The following is a 23,370-nucleotide window of genomic DNA, read 5'->3' on the forward strand; positions in this document are numbered from 1 at the left end:
CTAACCTTTTTAATCCCACTCTATCGCTTGCGCTATAATGAACTGATCTTATATTTTAAAAGGAATAAATATGCCAAACACCACCAACAAAGATTACACAAAATACAGCCAAAGACAGCTTTTTAATCTCATTAATAAAAAAGAACAAGAAATTGAAAAGCTAAAAAGGGATAGGGCGTATCTTGAAAAGAAAATGGCTAAAGAGCTAGAAAAAAAAGATAAAGGTTTTCATAACAAATTAGAAGAGTTGAACAAAATCTTACAAGAGATCAACAAAAGAGCTAATGATTGTTGTTTTGGGCATGAAACCCCAAATATTGAAACGCAACAAGCCATGAGAGAAGCGTTAAATGGTGAAAACTTAGAAACTATTGAAGACTTTCACGCATGGGCAAATGAAGTGAAAAAGGAAGTGAATGCTGAAAATTAAGCACCATATCCTTTACAAAAAAGATTTTAAAAAGCTTGTTAAAAACGGGTTTGATGATAGCATTTTGAATGAAGTCATTCTAACCTTAAGAAAAAAAGAACCGCTACCCCCACAATTCAAAGATCACGCTTTAAGGGGAGTTTGGAAGCCTTATAGAGAATGCCATATCAAAGCTGATGTTTTGCTTGTGTATTTAGTGAAAGATGATGAGCTTATTTTGTTAAGACTAGCAGTCATAGCGAGTTGTTTTATAAACTACCCATAACGCCTAAAAAGAATGCAGCAATCGCATGCTAACCCTCTAAACCCTATTAAAAAATAACTTAAGCGTTCAACTCTACTTTTTCTCAGTGATGCTTTCTTTTAAGTCTAGCCCATAGTTATTAGCGTCTGTTTCAGCAATGAAAACCACCGCAAAGAAGCCCTATTCTAGTAGAAGCCTTGTTTTTATAAAGTGCTTTGGACACAAGCTCTATAACGCTAATAACCAACTCTTTTTTATTCAATCGTGGGGCCTCTTTAATGATACACGCACTCACTAAATAGCATGAACGCTCCTTAAATTTATTCTCATCTCGTTCCCATTATGCGCTATCAATTAACAAGTTTCAATATAATACAAGATCTTTTTATAACTTGTCATGTGTTAAGGATCAAAATGCGCGTGTTTGTTTGCTTTTTAGGGGTTTTTGTGTCTAACGGCTTGGCTCGTTTTGGCTATGTGGTTTTAATCCCCCTACTCATTTTATCAGGGAGTTTAACCCCACACCAAAGCTTCCAACTGGGTATTGCGGTGCTAATGGGCTATGTTTTTGGGAGTTTTTTAATCCAATTTTTAAGCCCGTTAATGTCATTAGAAAGCATCGCTAAAATCAGTTTTGGCTTGATCGCTTTGAGTTTTTTAGTCTGTTATTTTGATAGTATCCCTTTCTTTTGGCTTTGGATCTGGCGTTTTATCGCCGGTGTGGCTAGCAGCGCGTTAATGATTTTAGTCGCTCCTCTCTCTTTACCCTATGTCAAAGAACATAAAAAAGCCTTAGTGGGGGGGCTTATTTTTAGTGCTGTAGGCATTGGATCTGTCTTTAGTGGGTTTGTTCTGCCTTGGATCAGCTCTTATAATATCAAATGGGCATGGATTTTTTTAGGGGGCAGTTGTTTGATAGCCTTTATCCTTTCCTTAGTGGGGTTAAAAACCCGCTCTTTAAGGAAAAAATCCGTTAAAAAAGAAGAAAGTGCGTTTAAAATCCCCTTTCATTTGTGGTTATTGCTCGTTTCTTGCGCGCTCAATGCGATTGGTTTTTTACCACACACGCTTTTTTGGGTGGATTATTTGATCCGTCATTTAAATATCTCCCCCACTATCGCTGGAACTTCATGGGCGTTTTTTGGTTTTGGAGCCACGCTTGGCTCTTTAATCAGCGGCCCCATGGCTCAAAAACTAGGGGCTAAAAACGCCAATATCTTTATCCTCATTTTAAAATCGATCGCATGCTTTTTGCCCATTTTTTTCCACCAAATCTCTTTACTCAATTTAAGCATCTTTATAATGGGAGCGGCCACAACCGCCAATATCAATTTATTCAGCATGATGGCTTTAAAAATTGCAGGCGCGAAGCATTTCGCTCAAGCGTCTTCGTGGGTGGTGTTTTCTTTTGGCATTTTCCAAGCGCTTTTTTCGTATCTTTTTACGATCTTTTTAGGGGATTTGGGCTATGTTTTGATTTTTGTTATTTGTGGGGTGTGTTTGGTTTTAAGTTTCATCGTTCTTTTCCCTATCAAAATGCAAACAGCTATAAACAAATAGCAAAAAATGGGATTTTTAAAATTTGTTTATAGTTTTAGATTTCATTTTATAATAAAACTCACAAGGGGATAGGGGTGTTTTGAAACAATTCACCCCTACAACTCTTTCACCTAAAAACCCCCTAACCCAAAAAGAACGCTTTTAAATGTTAAAAGCATTTTTTACATTTAAGTAAAATTAAAAATTATTGCATTTCAAAACCCTTGATGCCGAGAAAATCCTTAAAACCCTTTAAGGAATTTAAGATTTTTTCACGCTCTAAATGGCGCATGATAAAAACGAGATTAGAGCCGTTTTGATCCTTTGAAATGTGCTTAGGCGGGTAAATGACATGCATCACGCCGTTAATACTCACCAAAAGATCGCTTCCAATATCAATAATCCCCTTTATGCGTAAAATCTGTGTGCCGTATTGATGCAACAACAAACTCAGCCAAATCCCAAACGCGCTCCACTCCATCGCCCCTTCAAACCTGATGCTTAAAGTCTCAAAGCCTTGCGAGTGCGAATCTTTTGGCATTCTTGGCATAAAATTTCGTGCCCTATTGTTGCGTGAAAAAAAGCTTTCGTAATCTATATTTTTCTTGTCAAAAATTTCTGCACTAGGGTTAAGGGCTTGTATCCGCTCTTTTAATTTCATTAAAGCCCCGCTGTTATTTTGCAAATCCGTTTTGGTCAATAAAACGCTATCAGCAAAAACGATTTGCTCTTTAGCTTCATTGTTTGTTAAATGCGTTTTAGCGTTCAATGCATCCACGCAAGCCACCACGCTTTGAATCTCAAAATGCGCCCCTAAAAAAGTGTCGCTCAAAATCGTCCATAAAATCGGTGCCGGGTTGGCTAAACCGGTGGTTTCAATGATGATGCACTTTAAAATTTCGCCGCGCCATTCATAGTTGTTGAGCGTGGCTTTTAGAGACTCTACTAAATCTAAGCGTTTGTTGCAACACACGCACCCTGCGTTAAGATAGAGCATTTTTTCACCGCAATATTGAACGCTTAAGATGCGCTGATCCAAAGCGGCTTGACCGATTTCATTGACAATAAGGGCAACGCCTTGGTGATCTATTTGGTTTAAATATTCGCTTAAAAAACTCGTTTTACCGCTGCCTAAAAAACCTGTGATGAGCGTGATAGGGATTTTGGGCATCAGTGAGTGGCTTGTGTATTTTGATTTAAAAACGCTAACAGATTAGAATCTAGCGCGTCCATCTTTTTTTTGGCTAAATTTTGCGCCTTACCCCACAAATCGCCTAAATCATTCACGATCACGCTCTGCCCTTTTTGATCGCACAGCACAAATTTCGCACCTTGCCAATCATTAATTTTTAGCCCGTAAAACGCCAAGATTTGATTGAGCAATCCCACTCGCTTGAGCCGCGCTCTTTTGCGTTCTCTGGCGTTTTCATTCGCACTAATAAGCGCATTTGGCTCTCTCAAGCCCTCACCAATCTCATAACTATCACTCCCATGACTCCCATCGGTCCAATGAAAAGAACTGATAAGCTCCCCGCATAAAACGCACATCTTTCAACCTTTTAATCAAACGCCAAAAACCTTTTGGCGTTATCGCTATTTTTTTCTAGGGTTTCGTTTTAAGAAATCATCAGCGATTTCATTGAATGTTACCCAACGCACGCCCTCGTGCTTGTTGATATGTTCAATGATTTTTTCATGCATGAGCAACACTTGCGGACGGGCGCTCACATCAGGGTGGATTGTCATGCTAAACACCGCATAATCCATCTCACGATAAACCCAATCAAATTGATCGATCCACATTTGCCCTATATCGTGTGGGCTTACAAAACCAAAGCTATTGGGGGATTTTTTGATAAACATCATCGGCGGTAAATCGTCTAAATACCAATTCGCAGGGATTTCCACTAAATTTGTTTCCACCCCACGGACTAAAGGTTTCATCCAATCCTTAGCTTCCAAACTATAATCAATCTTGCTCCAACTATCCCCCACGCGCACATAATAGGGCGTGAAATCATTGTGCATGAGCGAGTGGTCGTATTTGAAGCCGTGTTTTAAAAGCAATTCATTAGTGATATTAGAAAACTCCCACCACGGCGCCACATAGCCTGTGGGGGCTTTGCTGGTGAGATCTTTAATCAATTCAACGCTTTTTAACAAAACGTCTTCTTCTTGCTTGGCCGTCATAGCGATAGGGTTTTCATGCGAATACCCATGCGCGCCCACTTCATGCTCTGCATCCACGATCATTTTCATTTGCTCAGGGAAAGTTTCAATAGAATGCCCAGGCGCAAACCAAGTCGCAGGGAGATGGTATTTTTTAAACAATTTCAAAAGCCGTGGGATCCCCACTTCACCCGCAAAAAGCCCGCGCGAAATATCATCAGGCGAATCCTCCCCACCATAGCTCCCTAGCCAACCAGCCACCGCATCAATATCCACGCCATAAGCCACTAAAATTTCTTTTGCCATAATCGCTCCTTTTTAAGTGAGTTTTCCAAACCCCTTTTTGGTGAGTTTGGTGTCAAAATCTTGTAAATAAGGGATTTTTTGGCGTTGCAGTGCCGCTTCGTTTAAATCCATTTCAGCAATAACGACTTCATTAAGCTTGGTGGCTTGCGCGATGATTTTCCCATTGGGCGCAATGATTCTTGAATCGCCGGCAAACTCTAGCGTTTGTTTCAATTGAGCGTTAGTTTCTTCCCCACTATGATTGCACGCGCACACAAAACAACCATTTTCTAACGCTCTAGCTTTGCTCAACAAATCCCAATTATAAGCCCTAGCCTTGCCAAACGCGCTAGGATAGATTAAAATCTCAGCCCCTTGTAACGCTAAAAGATTCGCGCCCACGCCAAAGCCGATTTCATAGCAAATTTGCAAACCCACTTTTGTGCTAAAATCCCCAAAATCCAGCGTAAAAACCTCGTATTTTTTGCCCCTTCTAAAGCGCGATTTTTCATCGCCCCACAAATAAATCTTGCGGTGTTTTCCAGAAATCCCGCCTTTTGGCGGAATGATATAAGCACTGTCGTAGAGTTTTTTATCCGTTTTTTCAATGCTACACGCCACCAAATGCACCTTATTAGACTTTGCAAAATTACTTAACGCGCTCAACGACTCGTTTTTTAGCTCGCCATGCTTTATCGCTTTAAAATCTATCCCAAACTCTGCGTCTCTATCATTCACGCAATAACCGCTATCAAACAATTCCGGTAAAACAATGAGATTCGCGCCTTTGTTGTGGGCTTCTTTGGCCAGATTGAGTGCTAATTGCAGGTTTTCATTTAAGGCATAAGGTTTGGATTGCATTTGAATCACAGCGGTTTTTAGGATTCTTTTAGCGGGATTTTTTGTTTTCAAGATCCACTCCCATTTTTGTTTTTATTGTATAGGATTAAAAATTAAAAGAGGGTTAAAGGGGTTAAAATCCTTATGCGTTTGTGTCAAAACTTACCATTATTATTTAAAAATCGTAATAACGCGCTAGAGAGCGAGCTCACAAACACGCCGATAAGAAAGATTAACCCTTTAAAAAGATGCGAGAATAAAAGCACTCCTAAAATGCCTAGTAAAACCCCATACCCCCCTAAACGCCACACATTGAAAGACATTTCCAAACCCAGAGCGAATTTTTGGAATTTTTGCTTTTCTTCTTTTTCTCCATTTTGTTTCCTTAAATCCAAACGCTTTTTAACGCCGTAATACGAAGACAACGCCACGATAAAAAACCCTAAAAACCCCCCTTCAAAATTCAAAACCCCTTGAAACGCTTGGAAAAAATAAACGATAATCGCACTGACTATATTGATAGAAAGTAAAATAAGCAAGCATTGGATTTGGCACATGGGATTTTATTGGATTTATTTTGTTTGATTTTGTGTGTATTTAGGGTCTTTGGCTAGTTCTTCATAGTCTTTTTGCATGTTTTTATAAGCTTTATAGACATTAAGAAAGCTCGCTAACACGCCCCAAATAACCCCAAGCCAAAAAAGCCACGAAATGTGAGTGATCTTTTTAAGCCCATAGCCTATAGCCACGCCCATAAGGATCGCTACCACCATAGAAAGCCCCAAGCTCAAATAATTCGCCCCCTCTATGAATTTATAATACTTTGGTTTTTTCAAAAAATTCACACACCTTTTATGATTTCATCAAAACTTTCATCGGCTTTTGCGATCGTTAAATCAATCATCTCTTCAGTCATAGGCTCACAAATAAAGCCGGTTTCAAAGCTTGAGCACGCCAAATACACGCCCTTAAAGAGCATTTTTTGGTGGAATTTCGCAAACATTTCTGTATCGCTTTTTAAAGCGTCATCAAAATCGCACACCGCATTTTCGTTAAAGAAAAAGCCAAACATGCTCCCCATGTTGAGCGTCTCTAAAGCGATGTTATAACTTTGAGCGCTCTTTTTTAAACCTTGAGTCAAACGAACGGCTAAAGCGTTTAAGCGAGTATAAAGGGTTTTGTCTCTTTTGATTTTATAAAGTGCACTCAACCCCGCGCACACCGCTAGGGGGTTACCGCTTAAAGTGCCTGCTTGATACACGCCTCCAATGGGTGAAAGCAAGTCCATAATTTCCGCACGCCCCCCAAAACACGCCAAAGGAAGCCCCGCACCTATCACCTTACCAAAGGTTACCAAATCCGGCACGACGCCATAAAATTCTTGCGAACCGCTCAAACTCGCTCTAAACCCGCTCATCACTTCATCTAAAATCAGCACCGCTTGGTATTTTTCACACAAAGCCTTTAAGCCTAGTAAAAACTCTTTTTGAGCCGGCACTAACCCCATATTCCCAGCAATGGGTTCAATGATAACACAACCCACATCGCCTTTTTTAAAACATTCTTCTGTAGAGTTTAAATCGTTATAACGAGCCACTAGAGTGTGTTTGCTAAAATCGTTCGGCACGCCTAAAGAAGAAGGAGAGCCAAAAGTGGCGCACCCGCTACCCGCTTTCACTAACAACGAATCGCTATGCCCATGGTAGCACCCTTCAAACTTGATCAAATCGTCTTTTTGGCTATAAGCCCTAGCGAGTCGTATCGCACTCATGGTCGCTTCTGTGCCACTACTCACTAAACGCACCTTATCTAAGCCTTCATAACAAGAAATGATTTCCTTAGCTAAAGTGGTTTCTAACTCTGTGGGAGCGCCAAAAGAAGTGCCTTTTTTTAATACATTAATAATATTTTCTTCAATTTCTTCATCAGCATGCCCAAAAATCAAAGGCCCCCAGCTTTGCACAAAATCTATATAATGGTTGTTATCCACATCATAAAGATACGCCCCCTTACCTTTTAAAATAAAGGGGGGAGTGCCTTTAACGCTCTTAAACGCCCTCACAGGCGAATTGACCCCCCCAGCGATCACCTGCTTGGCTTCATTAAAATCATTAATGCTGTGCAATAACTCCATGGTTTTAAATTATCCCTTAATCATGCTTTCAAATTGGATTTCCACTTGCGACCAAGTCAAGCCCTCATGAAAACTCTCGCATCGTTTAGCCAAGCTCGCTAATTCATTTTTCAAGCCAAAATTCAACAAATCCAAGACCCCTTTAACCACGAGCTTATCCTCAGCAATCGTATATTGCATAGGCACTTTCACCAGCTTTTCATTCATCCTCACATAAGCCGTAAGAGAACCCACATGATCGCCTTCTATCACATTTCTAAAAGTTACTTTAATGTGGGTGTTTTTAAAAAGAGCGAAAAAAGCTTCTTTAACATTTTTATTTTTCAATTCATCGTCCAAATTGACTTTCAAGCTATCCATGCTCGCACTCGCTCCCTCTAAAAGGGTTTTTAAACTATCTTGAGATTTACCCAATTTATAGGTGATGCTTTCAAAGCTCCCATTTACTGGTGTTTTAGCCTTAGTTTTAAAGGCCGTCCATGTTAGCTTAGCCGAAGATAAATCCAAATTCACCGCTTGCAAAAACCCTGCTAGTAAAACCGATACCAAAACCATTTTTTTCATTCATTATCCTTTAATGTGGTCTTATCAATAACGCTTACTATTTTAGTGTAAACAAGCTTGCTTACAACTAAAACGATTCATTTTGATAATCATTTGCACTCTAAAGACGACTCAAGAGATACAATTGCGTTTATTTTAAACTCTTTTTGTAAATAATGCTGACTGAACCAAACTTTCTGAACCATTCATCAAAAGATTAAAGCGCATGGCTATCGCTATCATCTTGAATACAAAAAAATTCATGGCGATCGGAGTTTCAACCTGAAACCATCTTCATGCAAATCGCCTTGCTTTAAAAGCTCATCCGCGCTAGGGCTAGAATAATGCTTGGCTAAAATAATGAAATAGGCGTTGTTATGCACCCCAATAAGGTTAGGCTGGAAATAAGGGAAAGTTTCAGGGTTTAAAATCCATGTTGCGGCTTTGTTATACGCTATAGAGAGCCTTTGTCCGGCTCCACTATCCCACAAATCATACCCGTTCTCAAAAAGCAATTCGCCTGATATAGTTATCGCAAGAAGCGCGAAATTGGTATAAGCTATCCCCTTAATGCCCTTTGTAGGGCCGCCATGATAATCGCTCGTATCGCTCCTAGTGATCGCGCTAGCAATAACCCCATTCTCATCTATGGCTTTAAATATCCAATCCTGCCACCGATTAGCGCTATTTTGTAAAAGGTCGTGATCATCCAGTGCTAACGCAGAACTCACATCAAAAAGAATGCCCCACGCCCCATGGTTAGTGTTAAGAGCGGATTGAGAATATTGGCGCATCCGCTTAACGAAATCTTCGTATTCTGGGCTAGGGAATGCCTTTTTGACAAACCAATAAGCCATGTTCATATAAGGCATGTAGAAATTGATATTATCCTCGCTCTGATAAGTATCCACGCTTTGAAGTTCTTTAGCCCAAGCGTTTAAAATTTCTATAGCTTTTAAGCCGTATTGCTTATTCTTACTCACCAAATAACCTAGCGCTAAGTCATAAGACATGAGAGCGGATTTTTTAAAACTCTTTGTGCAGACATCAGGCTCTCTAACCCCAGTAGAAGTGTAGTGTTTTGATGCGTTAAGTTGCGCGCATGGCTGTATTGTTTGGGAGAGCTTTTCATCAAGATGGAGTTTTTGGGGCAAATCTTTAGATTTAAAATCCCTAAAAAAGTAATCTTGCTCAGCGTAAGCTTGAACGCAAACGCAAACAAACATGAACGATAAAAACAAAACAAATCTTTTCATTCCTCGCCTTTATTTTAATGGATTATTTTAAAAATAGCGTTTTAGGGTAACGCTTTTAACAACACAAATTTAAGTGCATGCGTATTAAGAGCGCTAACCGCTGAAAGGGGCAAGACAAAGAGCGCTGATTTTTCATTAGGGTCATTTTCAAAATCATTGGTTAAATGGGGGTGTAAAAACCCCAAATACGGCTCTAAATCAAACGCCTCTAATTTTTGCGCTTCTAAATTTAAAAAGGCGCAAAAATCCTTAGTCATCTCATCAATGTTTTCTGCAACATCGCATTTATTGAGCAACACCCCAAAAGGCTTATTGGCTAAAGCGGGTGAAAAATTTTCCAACTCCAATCTCAAGCGTTGGTATTGCTCTTTAATGCCTAAATCCAGCCTAGAAGCGTCTAAAACAAAAGCTAGAACTTTGGTGCGTTCAATATGCTTTAAAAAGCTAATCCCTAAGCCTTTTCCCTGACTAGCCCCTTCAATAATGCCAGGAATATCAGCCATTAGAAATCCGCTTTTCTCATCTACGCTCACAACCCCTAAATTAGGCACTAGAGTCGTAAATTCATAATTAGCGATTTTAGGCTTAGCGTTAGAGATGGTGGAAATGAGCGTGGATTTACCCGCATTAGGGAAGCCCACTAACCCTATATCAGCGATGAGTTTTAATTCCAAACGCACGCATTTTTCAACCCCATCCAAGCCTTTTTGCGTGTAAGTGGGTTGTTGTTTAGTCGCGCTTTTAAAATGCACATTCCCTAACCCCCCCTTGCCTCCTTTTAAGGCTAACACCCTTTCTTTAGGTTCCACTAAATCAAGCCACAACTTATCACCTACAAACACTTGCGTTCCTGGCGGCACAACAATGATCTTGTCTTCGCCCTTTTTGCCCGCGCAATTTCGTGTGCCTCCTGGAGCCCCGTTTTTAGCCTTATGGTGTTTGGTGCCTCTAAAATTCGCTAGAGTGTCGGTATTGTTATCCACTTCAAAATACACATCGCCCCCATCGCCCCCATCGCCCCCATCAGGACCGCCTTTAATGACAAACTTTTCTCGCCTAAAACTCACCATTCCAGGCCCCCCCTTACCCGAAGCAATGATGATTTCCACGCTATCTACAAACACAGCTTAATACCCTTTCTTTTATTTGGCAAATCTTTGCATGGATTTTTCCAAATGCGGCACCGCATTGAGCAATTTCTGCGTATAAGGGTGCTTTGGAGCGCTTATCACGCTATCCACATCTCCCGTTTCTACGATTTGCCCCTGGTTCATTACGATGATTTTATCGCTAATATGCTCCACCACCCCTAAATCATGGCTGATAAAAATATAAGTCAGCCCCATTTCTTTTTGCAAATCCAAGAGCAAATTCAACACTTGCGCTTGAATGGACACGTCTAACGCAGACACAGGCTCATCGCAAATCACCACGCTAGGATGCAAAATGAGCGCCCTAGCAATACCGATTCGTTGCCTTTGACCGCCTGAAAATTGGTGGGGATAACGATCGATCCATTCTAATTTCAAGCCCACTTTTTGCATGATCTCTAGCACTTTGGCTTTGATTTCTTTTTTTGAAAAGTGAGAATTTAACAGCAAGGGTTCAGCGATAATCTCGCCCACTTTCCACCTTGGGTTCAGGCTAGAATAAGGGTCTTGAAAAATCATTTGCACCTTTTTGCGGTAATCAAACCAATCCTGTTTGCTAAAATGCAAATGGCGCTTGCCATTGAAATAAATCGCCCCGCTATCTTGCCTTTCAATCCCGGCTAAAATTTTTGCTGTCGTGCTTTTCCCGCAACCGCTCTCCCCCACGATGCTTAAAACTTCATTTTGTTCCACTTCAAAACTGATCCCATTGAGCGCATGGATCACTCTTTTAGGCTTGAATAACCCCCTATCTATCGCATAGGATTTTTTCAATTCTTTAATCTCTAAGAGCTTCATCGTAACTCCTTTGGAAAACTCAAATAATCTATATTTTCATCCACGGTTTCTAAGCGTTTTTTGCGGTATTCTTTGCCCGGTTTAGGGATCGCGCTTAAAAGAGCTTTCGTGTAAGGGTGTCTTGGATCAGCAAAAAGCTCTTTCGCGCTCGCTTGCTCCACCACATGCCCTTTATACATCACCACCACTTCATCAGCGATTTGCGCCACCACGCCTAAATCATGGGTGATAAACAAAATAGAAGTGCCTTTTTTTTGCTGCAACTCTTTCATCAATTCTAAAATCTGTGCTTGAATGGTTACATCTAACGCCGTCGTAGGCTCATCAGCGATCAAGATTTCAGGCTCACACACCATAGCCATAGCGATCATCACCCTTTGGCGCTGCCCCCCGCTGAGATTGAAAGGGTATTCGTGGTATTTATCCCCTGCATGGGGAATGCCCACACGCTCTAATTCATAAACCACCCTTTCTAAGCGTTCTTTTTTATTAAGGTTAGGGTGGTGGATTTTCAACACTTCATTGATTTGAAACCCCACCGTGTAGGAAGGGTTTAGGCTCGTCATAGGCTCTTGAAAGATCATGCCAATTTTTTTACCTCTAATTTCTTTTTGCATCTGCTTTTCTTTGAGCCGCAACAAATCCTGCCCTAAAAATTGAATGCTCCCCCCTACAATTCGACCCGGTTTTTCAATCAACCCTAAAATAGAAAGCGAAGTGATGCTTTTCCCGCTCCCGCTCTCCCCTACAATACAGAGCGTTTGAGACTTTTTCAAGCCAAAACTCACGCCATCTACTGCTTTATTCACGCCCTTATCGGTGAAAAAATAAGTTTTTAAATCTTTAACTTCTAAAATCATGCAAGCTCCTTTTAAGAGGCCCGTTTAGGATCTAAAGCGTCCATGATACCATCGCCTACCAGATTAAAACTCATGACCGTTAAAAAAATCATCACCCCAGGGAAAACAAGCATCCAAGGAGCGGTAGCGATGTATTGCATGGAATTCATCAGCATCGCTCCCCATTCAGGTTTGGGAGGTTGGGCCCCAAGACCTAAGAAGCTCAGCGCGGCCGCTTCTAAAACCGTGGAAGCAAAACCCATTGTCGTTTGCACGATTAAAGGGATAATACAATTAGGGAAGATCACCTTACACATCAAACGAAGATGCGAAGAGCCATTGATTTTAGAAGCGATCACATATTCTTTTTCTTTTTCGCCCAGCACAGAACTGCGCACCAATCTTGCAAATCCAGGAATCCCCACAAACCCAATAGCGAGCATGGCGTTAGTGAGTGAAGGCCCTAACACAGCGACCACAATCACGATCAATAAAATAGAGGGCAAAGCGAACATGATGTCCATGATACGCATGATAATTGCATCTGTTTTCCCACCAAAATACCCCGCTATTAGCCCTAATATCGTGCCAAAAAAGACCGCAATCCCCATAGAAACAATCCCTATGGTTAAAGAAATCCTGGCCCCATAGATCAAGCGGCTCAAAATATCGCGCCCCAAATCATCGGTGCCTAAAAGGTATTTAGCGTTCCCCCCATGCTCCCATATAGGCTTTAAAAGGCGATCTTGCGCATTTTGCACATAAGGATCATGCGGGGCTAAAAGGGGTGCAAAAACAGCGCAAATTACCAATAAAAGCACAATCCATGCCCCAACTACCGCCGCCTTATTTTTTTTGAATTGTTGGATAAACTCTCTAAAAGACTCCATTATGACAACCTTATTCTAGGATCAATAAAAGCGTATAAAATATCCACCAAGAGATTAGCCCCAATATACATCATGGCAATAATCAAAGACATGGACTGGATAATCGGGAAATCGCGTTGGTTGAGCGCATTAACGATCCACTTACCAATCCCAGGCCATGAGAAAACCGTTTCAGTTATCATGCTCCCCCCTAAAAGCCCGGCCAGCATCAAGCCTGCGATAGTCGTTACAGGGATTAAAGCGTTACGCAAAGTGTGCACAAAAATCACCCTAAAGGAGCTGCACCCCTTAGCTTTAGCGGTGCGCACATAATCTTCTTTAGACACTTCTGCCATGCTCGCGCGAGTCATTCTGGCAATGACAGCAGTAGAAACCGTGGCTAACACAATGCTAGGCAAAATCAAGTGCTTGATCGTATCCACAAACGCCCCATAATCTCCTGCGATCAGGCTGTCTATCAAATAAATACCTGTGGGGCCATCTAAATAATACACATCGCTCAAACGCCCAAAAACAGGCAACCACCCCAATTGCACGCTAAAGATATAAATCAGCATAAGCCCTAGCCAAAACACCGGCATAGAAATCCCGGCTAAAGCGAAAGTCATGCTGGAATAATCAAACACGCTATAGCGTTTGATCGCAGCCAACACGCCAACGCTAATACCCAAAACAAGAGCCATAAACAAAGCGATCAAAGCCAATTCCACCGTAGCCGGGAAGCGTTGCCAAAACTCATGCATCACAGGCTCACCGGTCATGATAGAAGCGCCAAAATTGCCATGCAACACATTATTGATAAAGAAAAAATACTGCTCTATCAAAGGCTTATTCAAGCCAAATTGTTCCCTTAAAGCGTCAATAGCGGCTTGATTGGCCTTTTCGCCTAAAATCACTAACGCCGGATCCCCCGGCACTAAATGCACCATCATAAACACAATGATACTCACTCCAAACAGCGTGGGAATCGCCCACAAAATACGCTTAATGATAAAACTCAGCATACAACCCCTTTCATTTTTCTAAATACACCTTAAAGAAGCGATTCACGCTCACTCCGGTCGTTTTATAGCCCTTGACTTTAGACAAATGCGGCACCACTGAATAAGGGTAAGCTAAAGGGACATAGGGCGCGTCTTTATGGATAATTTCTTGAGCCTTTAAATAAAGGGCTTCCCTCTCTTTTTGATCCGAAACCCGTTTAGCCTTTATGAGCAGATCGGAAAAGGCGTCGCTCTTATAAAAGGAACCATTTTGAGTGGGTATGGCTGAAGCGGCTTGCTTGCTCCATAAGGTGTATAAGAAATTATCCGGATCCGCAATGTCTGCCATCCAACCTGCAAACGCCATTTCATGCTCTCCTAATCCCGTTCTTTTCAAATAAGCCCCCCATTCATACACTTCAATTTTCACATCAATGCCAATTTTAGCCAGGCTCGCTTGTATGAACACCGCTCCTTTTGGGTTACGAGTGGCAGTGGTAAAAATGGTGGTTTTAAAGCCGTTAGGATACCCCGCTTGCTTCAATAATTCCTTAGCCTTTTTCAAATCGTATTCATAGGGTTTGATATTGTAATTATAACCCCATATAGTGGGCGGGAAAGGATTGACCATCTTTTGGGCAAAGCCTTCATAAAGCACTTTGATGTAATCATCCACATTAATCGCATGGTTGATAGCCAAACGCACCAAAGGGTTGTTAAAATACTTTTTTTGCGTGTTCAACGAAAGCCAACTCGCCAACAACCCAGGGCTTTTATCCACCACGACATTAGGAAGTTTTTCTAACTGCTCCACTTCATTGAGATTAGGCCCAGTCATGAGCATGATTTCACCGGTGCGCAGCGCTAAAGCGCGAGTGGAAGAATTAGGAATGGTGCGCACCACCACCTTATCCAAATAAGCTTTAGGCCCCCAATAATCCTGATTTTTTAAAAGAATGATTTTTTCATCTTTATTCCATAAAAAGAATTTGAAAGGCCCTGTCCCAACAGGCTTTTTAGCCAACTCGTCTTTTTTATTATTTTGAGCCAAGTAATCAGCGTAATCCTTACTCAAAATGCTCAAAAAATCCATGCCCAAATTGGCTAAAAATGGGGCTTCTGGCCCATTAAGCGTGAATCTAATGGTATAGTCATCTAAAGCTTCAATGCTCTTGATAATATGAGACATGCCCATGCCTTCCCAGTATTTATAGCTTTTAGCCCCCGGGCTATAGTATCGTTTAGCCTTATCCATCTGGCGCTCAAACGAAAACAGCACATCTTTAGCGCTAAACTCTACTTTTTTATCCCAATACTTCGTCTGGTGGAAATAAACCCCTTTGCGTAAATGAAAGGTATATACAAGACCATCTGGGGATATTTCCCAACTTGTCGCTAAGGCTGGTTCAATTTCTGTGGTGCCGTATTTGAACTGCACGAGCGTGTCATAAATATTGCCCGTTGCCACATAGCTTTCGCTATCAGTCACTAAAGCCGGATCCATGCTTGAGCCATCAGCGCCTCTAGCAAAAACTAAAACGCCTCCAAAACGCTTTTGCTCTTCAACAGAAACATTTTCTTTAGATGGATTAAGAGTAGCGTTTGGGCTTTCTGAGGCTTTCAAAAAGAACCCAAACAACAAAAGAAAAAAAAACAAACCCTTAACAAAAACATTATTCATAAGCCAATCTCCACAACAAATTCTATAAAGGATAGAGATCTAAATTATAAATATTTTATTGCGTTTATAGGCGTTTAACAAACACCTAAAGGTTTAATTGACCTTTAAAGGTTACCCTACTCCCCAAAATTTTGACTAACCACAGAAACTTTTTTGCGGTTTCTGTCTTTATGCTCAAACTTCACAACGCCATCTATGAGCGCGTATAAGGTATGGTCTTTCCCCATGCCCACATTATTACCCGGATGCATTTTAGTGCCTCTTTGGCGCACGATAATATTCCCTGCTCTCACAAATTCTGAGCCAAATTTTTTCACGCCTAAGCGTCTTCCTGCAGAATCCCTGTTATTCTGCGTGCTCCCTTGACCTTTCTTGTGTGCCATTGCTTAATACTCCTTTAGGCTACAATTTTAGTGATTCTAACACGAGTGAAATCTCTTCTAAAACCACGCTTGGTTTTGCTGTCTTTTCGGCGGCGTTTTTTGAAAGTGATGACTTTTTTGCCGCGCCCTTCATTGATCACTTCCGCTTCAATTTTAGCCCCATTCACAAAGGGTTTCCCGCAAGAGAGTTTGCCCTCTTTGGATACGGCTAACACTTCCACTAATTCCACTAAAGCCTTAGGCTCTTTATCCATTTTGTCCAATAAAACAATATCGCCCTCAACGACTTTATATTGCTTACCGCCATGCTTGAATATTGCGTATGACATTTCTATTCCTTAAAAATTGAACGCTCTTTTTAAAATAAACGCTTATTATAGTGAGTATTTGCTAAAATTTAACTTTAAATTGAGATTAAATTCGCATTAAAAGATTTTTTTTACTCAAAAACACCCCATTTAACCCGCCATTATTAACCCGCATTGTCCCACTCACAATTGCTATTAACTTGTTTTGGAATACTTTTAGCTTGTTTGTTAAAAAACCAATAAGGATTTGATCATGCGCGTTACCTTTGGCTCAAAATACAACCAAATGAATAACTATCAAAACGCTTTACAAAATAAAATCAACGACGCTAACACGCAGATCGCTTCAGGGCTAAAAATCCGTTATGGTTATCAAAACAGCGACATTAACAACCAGAATTTAAAATTCCAATACGAAGAAAACACCTTAGATCAAGGCATTGATGTGGCTCAAAACGCTTACACTTCAACGCTCAATACCGACAAAGCCTTGCAAGAATTTTCTAAAACGATGGAGGCGTTTAAAACCAAACTCATCCAATCCGCTAACGATGTGCATTCAGAAACTTCTCGTGCCGCTATCGCTAACGATTTAGAACGCTTAAAAGAGCATATGATGAATGTTGCTAACACCTCCATAGGGGGGGAATTTTTATTTGGGGGCAGTAAGGTGGATAGACCTCCCATTGATAGCGAGGGGAAATACCATGGCAATGGCGAAGATTTAAACGCGCTTATTAGCTCTGATAACCTTGTGCCTTATAATATCAGCGGGCAAGATTTGTTTTTAGGCGCGGATAAAGACAAACACAAACTCATTACCACCAACATTAAATTATTCAATCAAAACAAGCTCCACCCTGATGTGATGGACGCTTTAGAGCGTTCTTCATTACCTGAAGAAGTTTTTATTAAACCCGATGATACCTTGCGAGAACTCATCGGCGATAACGATAAAGACCCCACCAATGACCCTAAAGAGTTTTTTTATTTGCAAGGCGTTAGGCCTGATGGCTCTAGTTTTAAAGAAAAATTCGCACTGGATAAGGCCTACCAGAACAAAGAAAGCGCGACTAAAGTGAGCGATTTGTTGGATAAAATCGGTCATGCTTACGGGAACACTTCGCAAAATAAAGTCGTGGATGTGAGTTTGAACAATTGGGGGCAAATTGAGATCAAAAACCTAACGCCTGGCAGTGAAAATTTGGATTTTCATTTGATTTCTAGCGATGGGGATTTTGATGATTTAGACGCCTTGCGTTCGAGCGGTAAAAGGGTTACTGAATACGTCAAAAGCGCATTTGTAACGGATAGGAGTTTGAGCCAAGTTAAAGCGGTGCCTAACATGTATAATCCTAAAACGCTTGAAATCCCTAGCGTGTTTGTAACTAAAGACAATGTTTTAGCCAACAAAAACACTAAATTGAGCGAGATTTTTGGCGATAGCGTGGAAACTTTAAAAATCAACGCTAGCCGTTTGGACGAAACAAGCGCTATTAAAATCCCAAACCTCCCTGTTTATTTGGACATTCCCATTCTTTTAGACGTGAAAAATTCTACGATTAAAGATCTGAAAGATGCGATTAAAGAACGCTTTAATAATGAAGTGGATGTGGAAATTGCAACGAACGGGCGTTTGAGGATCATTGACAATTCTTCTAAAGAATCGCCTATTTCTTTGGCTTTAAGCACCCTAGATCAAAAAGGGCTAGAAGTGGCCGGCATTCCTACTAATAACGCGAGCGAATACCAAAAAACCTATTTCAATAAAGAAGGGGCAAAATTAGAAAGCAATGCTGCTCAAATCGCTCAAAATGGCGCGGCTAATGGCTCTACTAAACTGAGTGAGGTCGCTAAGGGGAGTTTAGAAAATAGCGTTTTTAACATGAAATTAAACGATGTGAATGGCTCGTTTTTAAAAGCGCAAATGATCTTGGATAATAATGGGGCTTTTTTGAGTTTGCCTAATGGCGTTAAAATCCCGCTTTATGACCCCACAAGCGCTGATATTCAAGCTTCTAAACCCAATGAAGTAACTTACAGACAGCTCATGGATGCGATGAGTATCGCGCTCAATTACAGCAATACTGACCCAGCCATCTACCAACAAATCAGCGATAACCCCACTTCAAAAGAAAGCAAGGAGCGCTTTATTGGATTGTTAAAACAAGCTAAAGACAACCTTTCTGTTAATTTGAATGAAGAGGGAAAAGTCATTATCCAAGACAACATGCATTCAAACACCAAAATGCAGTTCATGCTTTTTGATAAAGACGCGAATGATTTTTCTCAAAACGCCTTGCACAGCGACAAACCAAGCCTTAAATTAAACGCTAATAACGCTCTCATTATTGACAAGCCCAGCGTGAATTTTTTTGATCAATTAGAAAATACCATCACTTCTGTAAGAAAAGGGATTTATCGCCCGGACGCTTTAGGGGATACTTATTCTAGCGATATGCGTAATTTAGGCATTCAAAACGGCATCACCCTTATAGATCACTTGAGCGATCACATAGAAAAAATGATCGCTAAAAACGGCGCTCATGGCAAGGCGTTTGAGAACATTATCAGGCGTAATGAAGTTTTAAAAACGCAAGTTCAAAGCATTCGTGGGGAAACGACCGGCACGGATATGGCAGAGACTTATAATAAATTTTCCAATCTCACTAACAACTATAACGCTGTTTTGGCTTCCACGAACAAAATCAATAATCTGTCTTTAACAAAATATTTGTAGTCTTTTGGTGGTTTTTAAGCGTTCTAAAAAGAGGTATTAAAATGGCTTTTAAGCTTCTATGAAACCCCCTCTCCTTTTGCCCTTTATTTCGTGGGCAAATCGCCTACAGGACAAGCGGCCACACCCACGCTTGGGCGAGTGATTTTTTCTACATTTTCTTGAGCCTTTTTGGGGTCATTAACCCAAGTTTTATAGAACTCAAAAGGGCATTCCGCCACACCCTTATCCCCATCGCCACTAGCAAAAACCCCACTATAACCTCTGTGTAAGAGTTTGAAGAGTTGGTTTTGGCTTTGGTCGTATTTTCTCGCATCACGGATTTGTTGCACGGAAAGTTGAGCGTATTGAAGACCATTTTCTTCTTCCCCGCATTCGCCCAAAGTATGCCCGTCAAAACCAATAATGCTAGAATGCCCGAAATAGGAATACACCCCATCAAAGCCGGTCGCATTCGCTACCGCTACATAGCATTGATTAGCCCACGCCATAGCTTTCACTATCGCAATTTGTTGCTCCTTAGCCGGATACATGTAACCTTGACAGCGCACAATGAGTTCCGCCCCACGCATCGCACAATCGCGCCAAATTTCAGGGTAGTTCCCATCATCGCAAATAATCAAAGAAACTTTCAAGCCCTTAGGCCCATCAACTACATAAGTTTTATCCCCAGGATACCAACATTCAATAGGGCACCAAGGCAAGATTTTGCGGTATTTTTGCACGATCTCACCCTTATCATTGACAAGAATCAAAGTATTATAGGGATTCTTTTTAGCTTCTTCGTGTTTTTCCCCCGTCAAAGAGAACACTCCCCAAACCTTGTTTTTCTTACAAGCCTCAGCAAAGATTGCGGTTTCTTCTCCAGGAACGCTTGCAGCTGTGTCAAACATTTCTTGTCTGTCATACATGATCCCATGCGTGCTGTATTCAGGGAAAATAATCAGATCCAACCCGGGCAGACCCCATTTGACTCCGCCAATCACCTTAGCGATATTACGGCAATTTTCCAACACCTCTTCTTTAGTGTGGAGTCTGGGCATTTTATAATTAACTACCGCTACACCCACAGTATCTGGGCTGCTACTAATATCTCCATGTCTCATGTTATATTCCTTGTTTTTTGATGAGAGTTCCTACAAACCCTCTACTTGAATTTATAAAATAATTGTGTAAACGGATTTATAATGAATATGAAAACTTTAATCGTTATGATTATTGTGGGCGAGTTTTAACTTATTGGCTCCATTTGGTAACCTATTTCCAGAAAAATGAGGTTTTAGCCGCTCTGTTTTTATAGTTATTTTATTTTCACTTCCACTAAGCCATATAGCGCGTTAATACAATAGATTTTAGCCGCTTTTTGCAAGTCTTGTAATTTCAAAGGGGCATGCCCAACAAGACCCTTTTTTAACAACCCCACAACACCCGTCCCGTTTAACGCTCCCGCGCTAAAATAAGGGGTTAAAAGCCTGTTATGGATTTCTAAAACAAGATTGCTCCTAGCGCCCTCAGTGAGTTCTAGATCCTGGTTATAAAAGATTTCATCAAACATAACGCCTTTTTTAATGAGCGCTCGAGCCTTTTGATAAAAAGGGGCGTAAGTGGTCTTATGGTATAAAAAATCATTGTGTTTATCAATGGGGGCTTCACTCAAACGGATTTCTAGGCTTTTTAAAGGCTCTAAGGTTTTGTATTCTTTAATGAGCTTGCCCTTTTTGTTGAGTAAAACCCTTAAAACCCCTTCTTTTTCCAATTCAAAGTCTAAAAGATTGTCATCGTATTTAAAGTTAAAGTATTGGGCACTACTAATAAGGCGTTCTTTATGGGCGTTTTTATTGTTAATCTCTAATTTTTGATCCCTTTTGATAATTTTCATCGTCTCTATAATCTCAAATTCTATTTTGGGCATCACAAAAAAGGATTTTAAAAAACTCTCTTCATATTCCTTTGGCGCTTTACTTTGATAAGTTACCCCACTCCCTACCCCTAAACGCAAAAAATTTTCGCACGCTCTTTTTTCTAAAGTGCGGATAGGCACGCTAAAAAGGGCTTTTTTTTCTCCAACCATGCCTATCGCTCCGCAATACACCCCCCTAGGGCGTTTTTCTAAACTTTCAATGATTTGCATGGTTTTTATTTTAGGGCATCCGGTAACCGATCCGCAAGGGAACAACGCCTTAAAAATCTCAAACAAGCTTGTTTTTAGGGGCAATTTCGCTTCAATCTCGCTTATCATTTGATACACGCTAGGCAAGCTGATGATTTCAAACAATTGATTGACTTTCACGCTATTTTTTAAGGCCAAGCGGCTCAAATCGTTACGCAGTAAATCCACAATCATCACATTTTCACTTCTGTTTTTGTCATCATTTTGCAAAAACAATCGGTTTTTTTCATCTATTAAGGGATTTTTTGAGCGAGCGATCGTGCCTTTCATGGGTTTTGTAACAATCTTAATCGCTGTCTCTAAAAACTCTAATTCAAAAAACAATTCCGGCGAAAAGCTTAAAATACTCCCAAACTCATTTTCTATCAAAGCTTTAAAAGGCGTGTTTTGGTTGTGTATCACTTCCTTAAAAACGCGCTTTGGCTTGGCTTTAGTGTCTAAAAATAAATCCATCGTGAGATTCACTTGATAGGTATCGCCGTTTTTGAGACGCTCTTTAACGGCTTTAAACTGCTTGAAATAAGTTTCTTGATCTAAAGAACTATGGATTTTAGGGTAAAACGCATGCTCTTTTAAAGGCTCTAAAGAGTATTTTTTTCTTTCTAAAAATTGTTCAAAATACAAAAAAGGGGTTTGGCTTTGAAAAGTTTCATTTAAAAACGCTAAACGCGCTTCATACAAAAGATACCCCACAAAATACCCCTTCCCCCTATTTTGAGAGATGAAATCCAAGGCGTTTTTAAGCTCATTAAGATTAGTGGCGGTGAGTTTTTTAACGCTTTTTTGATATTTAAAATCTCCAAAAATCATTTAATTTTTAGCAACCGCTTCGTATTTGTCTATCAAAAACACCGGGTTATAGCTCATTTTAGACCTTCTCAAACCCTCTAATCCTAGATCTTCTTCTCTGTTAGCGTAAGTTAGATGGCTAAATTCATTCAAAAGCAATTGTTGGTTGATGATCTGATACGCGCCTGCAATATCTGTGCGGGCTTTTTCAATGTGGATGAGCGCGCTCTCTTCGTTTAAAACTTCTCCAAAACTAAACGAGACTATTTCCCCATTAACCCTAATAAGCCCCCCTTTCACATCCAGGCTTTCATAATTTTCTAAAACGCTTTGAATGCCCTTATTTTCATTGATTAGCCCTATATCATCGGTCTGGCTTTCTAAAAACCACTCTTGAAAGGCCTCCAAAACTTCCTTTTTATTTTGAGGAGAAATTTTCTCATAAACAAAATTCGCATAATTGGTTAGAAACTGGTTTAAGTGGTTTTTTTTCTTATGGTATTTTTTCCCTTTTAAAGCGATCAATTCTTCAATAGAATAAACATAATCGCTCCTGTCTCGGTTGTAAGTGAAATCAAACACCCCTACAAAATTGTCTTTCAAATCGTCTTTTTGCTCTAAAGTCAAAGAGTGGAATCTTAAATTTTTTTCTAATTTCAAAAGCTCTTTTACGCATTCATGCGGCCTCTTACCGATAGGATAGAAATAAAAGGGTTTTTGATTTTCATAAGTGGTTTGAATCACCAAACAATCCCTAATCACCGCCACTTGAATGAGCCTTGCGTGCTGCCATAAAAAGCAATTCGTAAAACTCACATCTGATAAAACGATTTTTTGAGCGCTTAAAAACCTTGAAAACAAGTCCTTATGCGCTAGGGTGATTTTTTCAAACATGACAACTCTCTTTTATTTTTTTAACTCTTTGAGGGCGTTTTCTTGAAATTTTCTAGAAATCTTAAAAACCTCTGTATAAAAACCCGTAAGAATTTCTCCATTCAAATGCTTGAAATCCCTTTGGCTGAGTCGTTTTAAAATTTCTTGCTCTCTTTTAGGGCAATAAATGGGGCTTTCTTGTTTGATGAGAGCGATTTTTAAAGCGATTTCTAAGCGTTTGTCTAAAAGATCGCTTAATTCATTATCCAACGCATCAATTTCAGCCCTTAAATTTTCTAAAAGACTATCCAAATTCTTTTGCATCTAA

General features: G+C 40.3%; 24 protein-coding genes and 1 pseudogene. 4 read left to right on the plus strand and 21 right to left on the minus strand.

Annotation, left to right across the window (positions count from 1 at the left end):
• Positions 1-70: 70 nt before the first annotated feature.
• From CXY28_RS01310 to CXY28_RS01320, 3 genes and pseudogenes are all read left to right on the plus strand, one after another.
• Positions 71-430 (plus strand): hypothetical protein, encoded by a 360-nt coding sequence (locus CXY28_RS01310; RefSeq protein WP_015643943.1) that lies wholly within the window; start codon positions 71-73, stop codon positions 428-430.
• Positions 417-727: pseudogene (locus CXY28_RS01315) on the plus strand (type II toxin-antitoxin system YafQ family toxin). Before CXY28_RS01310 ends, CXY28_RS01315 begins: the two are co-directional and overlap by 14 nt.
• Before the next feature lie 361 nt (positions 728-1,088).
• Positions 1,089-2,234: a YbfB/YjiJ family MFS transporter gene (locus CXY28_RS01320; RefSeq protein ID WP_100979224.1), complete on the plus strand. Its 1,146-nt coding sequence runs from the start codon at positions 1,089-1,091 to the stop codon at positions 2,232-2,234.
• 184 nt (positions 2,235-2,418) lie between these two features.
• On the opposite strand, the gene CXY28_RS01325 is transcribed toward CXY28_RS01320, so the two are convergent.
• The 17 genes from CXY28_RS01325 to rplU form a co-directional block, all read right to left on the minus strand.
• Positions 2,419-3,384, minus strand: a complete 966-nt coding sequence (locus tag CXY28_RS01325; protein ID WP_100979225.1) for a CobW family GTP-binding protein — start codon at positions 3,382-3,384, stop codon at positions 2,419-2,421.
• Complete coding sequence (locus CXY28_RS01330; RefSeq protein ID WP_015643938.1) at positions 3,384-3,761, minus strand: hypothetical protein; 378 nt, start codon at positions 3,759-3,761, stop codon at positions 3,384-3,386. Before CXY28_RS01330 ends, CXY28_RS01325 begins: the two co-directional genes overlap by 1 nt.
• Positions 3,762-3,806: 45 nt before the next feature.
• A complete protein-coding gene (locus tag CXY28_RS01335) occupies positions 3,807-4,688 on the minus strand; it encodes a polysaccharide deacetylase family protein (protein WP_100979226.1) in 882 nt (293 codons plus the stop codon).
• A gap of 12 nt (positions 4,689-4,700) precedes the next feature.
• The gene (locus tag CXY28_RS01340; RefSeq protein ID WP_100979227.1) at positions 4,701-5,579 is read right to left on the minus strand and encodes a carbon-nitrogen hydrolase family protein; all 879 of its coding nucleotides are present in this window, start codon (positions 5,577-5,579) and stop codon (positions 4,701-4,703) included.
• A gap of 83 nt (positions 5,580-5,662) precedes the next feature.
• Positions 5,663-6,064, minus strand: a complete 402-nt coding sequence (locus CXY28_RS01345; protein ID WP_100979228.1) for a hypothetical protein — start codon at positions 6,062-6,064, stop codon at positions 5,663-5,665.
• A gap of 15 nt (positions 6,065-6,079) precedes the next feature.
• Positions 6,080-6,343 carry an AtpZ/AtpI family protein gene (locus tag CXY28_RS01350; protein WP_050825917.1) on the minus strand — a complete coding sequence of 88 codons (264 nt, stop codon included), beginning with the start codon at positions 6,341-6,343 and terminating at the stop codon, positions 6,080-6,082.
• Positions 6,344-6,348: 5 nt separating this feature from the next.
• On the minus strand, positions 6,349-7,641 hold the full coding sequence (gene hemL / locus CXY28_RS01355; RefSeq protein WP_100979229.1) for a glutamate-1-semialdehyde 2,1-aminomutase: 1,293 nt from the start codon (positions 7,639-7,641) through the stop codon (positions 6,349-6,351).
• 9 nt (positions 7,642-7,650) lie between these two features.
• Positions 7,651-8,205 carry a YceI family protein gene (locus tag CXY28_RS01360; protein WP_000738949.1) on the minus strand — a complete coding sequence of 185 codons (555 nt, stop codon included), beginning with the start codon at positions 8,203-8,205 and terminating at the stop codon, positions 7,651-7,653.
• A 239-nt stretch (positions 8,206-8,444) separates the two neighbouring features.
• Positions 8,445-9,440 (minus strand): alginate lyase family protein, encoded by a 996-nt coding sequence (locus CXY28_RS01365; protein WP_100979230.1) that lies wholly within the window; start codon positions 9,438-9,440, stop codon positions 8,445-8,447.
• A 41-nt stretch (positions 9,441-9,481) separates the two neighbouring features.
• Positions 9,482-10,564: a GTPase ObgE gene (gene obgE, locus CXY28_RS01370; protein WP_100979231.1), complete on the minus strand. Its 1,083-nt coding sequence runs from the start codon at positions 10,562-10,564 to the stop codon at positions 9,482-9,484.
• 18 nt (positions 10,565-10,582) lie between these two features.
• Positions 10,583-11,389, minus strand: a complete 807-nt coding sequence (locus CXY28_RS01375) for an ABC transporter ATP-binding protein (protein WP_000770467.1) — start codon at positions 11,387-11,389, stop codon at positions 10,583-10,585.
• Positions 11,386-12,249: an ABC transporter ATP-binding protein gene (locus CXY28_RS01380; protein ID WP_100979232.1), complete on the minus strand. Its 864-nt coding sequence runs from the start codon at positions 12,247-12,249 to the stop codon at positions 11,386-11,388. Before CXY28_RS01380 ends, CXY28_RS01375 begins: the two co-directional genes overlap by 4 nt.
• An 11-nt stretch (positions 12,250-12,260) precedes the next feature.
• Entirely contained in the window at positions 12,261-13,118 is an 858-nt protein-coding gene (locus CXY28_RS01385) for an ABC transporter permease (RefSeq protein ID WP_024117840.1), read from the minus strand.
• Positions 13,118-14,122 carry an ABC transporter permease gene (locus tag CXY28_RS01390; protein WP_100979233.1) on the minus strand — a complete coding sequence of 335 codons (1,005 nt, stop codon included), beginning with the start codon at positions 14,120-14,122 and terminating at the stop codon, positions 13,118-13,120. The genes CXY28_RS01385 and CXY28_RS01390 overlap by 1 nt, the downstream gene beginning before the upstream one ends.
• Before the next feature lie 10 nt (positions 14,123-14,132).
• On the minus strand, positions 14,133-15,782 hold the full coding sequence (locus CXY28_RS01395; protein ID WP_100979234.1) for an ABC transporter substrate-binding protein: 1,650 nt from the start codon (positions 15,780-15,782) through the stop codon (positions 14,133-14,135).
• Positions 15,783-15,898: 116 nt separating this feature from the next.
• A complete protein-coding gene (gene rpmA, locus CXY28_RS01400) occupies positions 15,899-16,165 on the minus strand; it encodes a 50S ribosomal protein L27 (RefSeq protein WP_000940618.1) in 267 nt (88 codons plus the stop codon).
• Positions 16,166-16,179: 14 nt separating this feature from the next.
• Positions 16,180-16,494 carry a 50S ribosomal protein L21 gene (gene rplU, locus CXY28_RS01405; RefSeq protein ID WP_000119318.1) on the minus strand — a complete coding sequence of 105 codons (315 nt, stop codon included), beginning with the start codon at positions 16,492-16,494 and terminating at the stop codon, positions 16,180-16,182.
• Between the two features lie 232 nt (positions 16,495-16,726).
• Here rplU and flgL point away from each other — a divergent pair, with 232 nt between their 5' ends.
• Positions 16,727-19,213, plus strand: a complete 2,487-nt coding sequence (gene flgL, locus CXY28_RS01410; RefSeq protein ID WP_100979235.1) for a flagellar hook-associated protein FlgL — start codon at positions 16,727-16,729, stop codon at positions 19,211-19,213.
• Positions 19,214-19,296: 83 nt separating this feature from the next.
• Here flgL and CXY28_RS01415 read toward each other — a convergent pair whose 3' ends face one another.
• From CXY28_RS01415 to CXY28_RS01430, 4 genes are all read right to left on the minus strand, one after another.
• Entirely contained in the window at positions 19,297-20,316 is a 1,020-nt protein-coding gene (locus tag CXY28_RS01415) for an aliphatic amidase (protein ID WP_100979236.1), read from the minus strand.
• Positions 20,317-20,510: 194 nt separating this feature from the next.
• On the minus strand, positions 20,511-22,190 hold the full coding sequence (locus tag CXY28_RS01420; RefSeq protein ID WP_100979237.1) for a bifunctional chorismate-binding protein/class IV aminotransferase: 1,680 nt from the start codon (positions 22,188-22,190) through the stop codon (positions 20,511-20,513).
• On the minus strand, positions 22,191-23,063 hold the full coding sequence (locus CXY28_RS01425; RefSeq protein ID WP_100979238.1) for a DUF2156 domain-containing protein: 873 nt from the start codon (positions 23,061-23,063) through the stop codon (positions 22,191-22,193).
• A gap of 12 nt (positions 23,064-23,075) precedes the next feature.
• Positions 23,076-23,366, minus strand: a complete 291-nt coding sequence (locus CXY28_RS01430) for a chorismate mutase (protein ID WP_001171376.1) — start codon at positions 23,364-23,366, stop codon at positions 23,076-23,078.
• Positions 23,367-23,370 lie beyond the last annotated feature (4 nt).

Origin of the sequence: Helicobacter pylori, assembly GCF_002832345.1 — a bacterium.
GTDB classification, from domain to species: Bacteria; Campylobacterota; Campylobacteria; order Campylobacterales; family Helicobacteraceae; genus Helicobacter; species Helicobacter pylori_CP.

What these genes read in the sequence shown, in the direction of transcription:
- CXY28_RS01310 (WP_015643943.1), top strand. Translation starts at nt 71, where the DNA reads ATGCCAAACACCACCAACAAAGATTACACAAAATACAGCCAAAGACAG.
- CXY28_RS01320 (WP_100979224.1), top strand. Translation starts at nt 1,089, where the DNA reads ATGCGCGTGTTTGTTTGCTTTTTAGGGGTTTTTGTGTCTAACGGCTTG.
- CXY28_RS01380 (WP_100979232.1), bottom strand. Translation starts at nt 12,249, where the DNA reads ATGATTTTAGAAGTTAAAGATTTAAAAACTTATTTTTTCACCGATAAG.
- CXY28_RS01395 (WP_100979234.1), bottom strand. Translation starts at nt 15,782, where the DNA reads ATGAATAATGTTTTTGTTAAGGGTTTGTTTTTTTTTCTTTTGTTGTTT.
- hemL (WP_100979229.1), bottom strand. Translation starts at nt 7,641, where the DNA reads ATGGAGTTATTGCACAGCATTAATGATTTTAATGAAGCCAAGCAGGTG.
- CXY28_RS01365 (WP_100979230.1), bottom strand. Translation starts at nt 9,440, where the DNA reads ATGAAAAGATTTGTTTTGTTTTTATCGTTCATGTTTGTTTGCGTTTGC.
- CXY28_RS01375 (WP_000770467.1), bottom strand. Translation starts at nt 11,389, where the DNA reads ATGAAGCTCTTAGAGATTAAAGAATTGAAAAAATCCTATGCGATAGAT.
- flgL (WP_100979235.1), top strand. Translation starts at nt 16,727, where the DNA reads ATGCGCGTTACCTTTGGCTCAAAATACAACCAAATGAATAACTATCAA.
- CXY28_RS01345 (WP_100979228.1), bottom strand. Translation starts at nt 6,064, where the DNA reads ATGTGCCAAATCCAATGCTTGCTTATTTTACTTTCTATCAATATAGTC.
- rplU (WP_000119318.1), bottom strand. Translation starts at nt 16,494, where the DNA reads ATGTCATACGCAATATTCAAGCATGGCGGTAAGCAATATAAAGTCGTT.
- CXY28_RS01360 (WP_000738949.1), bottom strand. Translation starts at nt 8,205, where the DNA reads ATGAAAAAAATGGTTTTGGTATCGGTTTTACTAGCAGGGTTTTTGCAA.
- CXY28_RS01385 (WP_024117840.1), bottom strand. Translation starts at nt 13,118, where the DNA reads ATGGAGTCTTTTAGAGAGTTTATCCAACAATTCAAAAAAAATAAGGCG.
- CXY28_RS01420 (WP_100979237.1), bottom strand. Translation starts at nt 22,190, where the DNA reads ATGATTTTTGGAGATTTTAAATATCAAAAAAGCGTTAAAAAACTCACC.
- CXY28_RS01390 (WP_100979233.1), bottom strand. Translation starts at nt 14,122, where the DNA reads ATGCTGAGTTTTATCATTAAGCGTATTTTGTGGGCGATTCCCACGCTG.
- CXY28_RS01430 (WP_001171376.1), bottom strand. Translation starts at nt 23,366, where the DNA reads ATGCAAAAGAATTTGGATAGTCTTTTAGAAAATTTAAGGGCTGAAATT.
- rpmA (WP_000940618.1), bottom strand. Translation starts at nt 16,165, where the DNA reads ATGGCACACAAGAAAGGTCAAGGGAGCACGCAGAATAACAGGGATTCT.
- CXY28_RS01330 (WP_015643938.1), bottom strand. Translation starts at nt 3,761, where the DNA reads ATGTGCGTTTTATGCGGGGAGCTTATCAGTTCTTTTCATTGGACCGAT.
- CXY28_RS01415 (WP_100979236.1), bottom strand. Translation starts at nt 20,316, where the DNA reads ATGAGACATGGAGATATTAGTAGCAGCCCAGATACTGTGGGTGTAGCG.
- CXY28_RS01425 (WP_100979238.1), bottom strand. Translation starts at nt 23,063, where the DNA reads ATGTTTGAAAAAATCACCCTAGCGCATAAGGACTTGTTTTCAAGGTTT.
- CXY28_RS01335 (WP_100979226.1), bottom strand. Translation starts at nt 4,688, where the DNA reads ATGGCAAAAGAAATTTTAGTGGCTTATGGCGTGGATATTGATGCGGTG.
- CXY28_RS01325 (WP_100979225.1), bottom strand. Translation starts at nt 3,384, where the DNA reads ATGCCCAAAATCCCTATCACGCTCATCACAGGTTTTTTAGGCAGCGGT.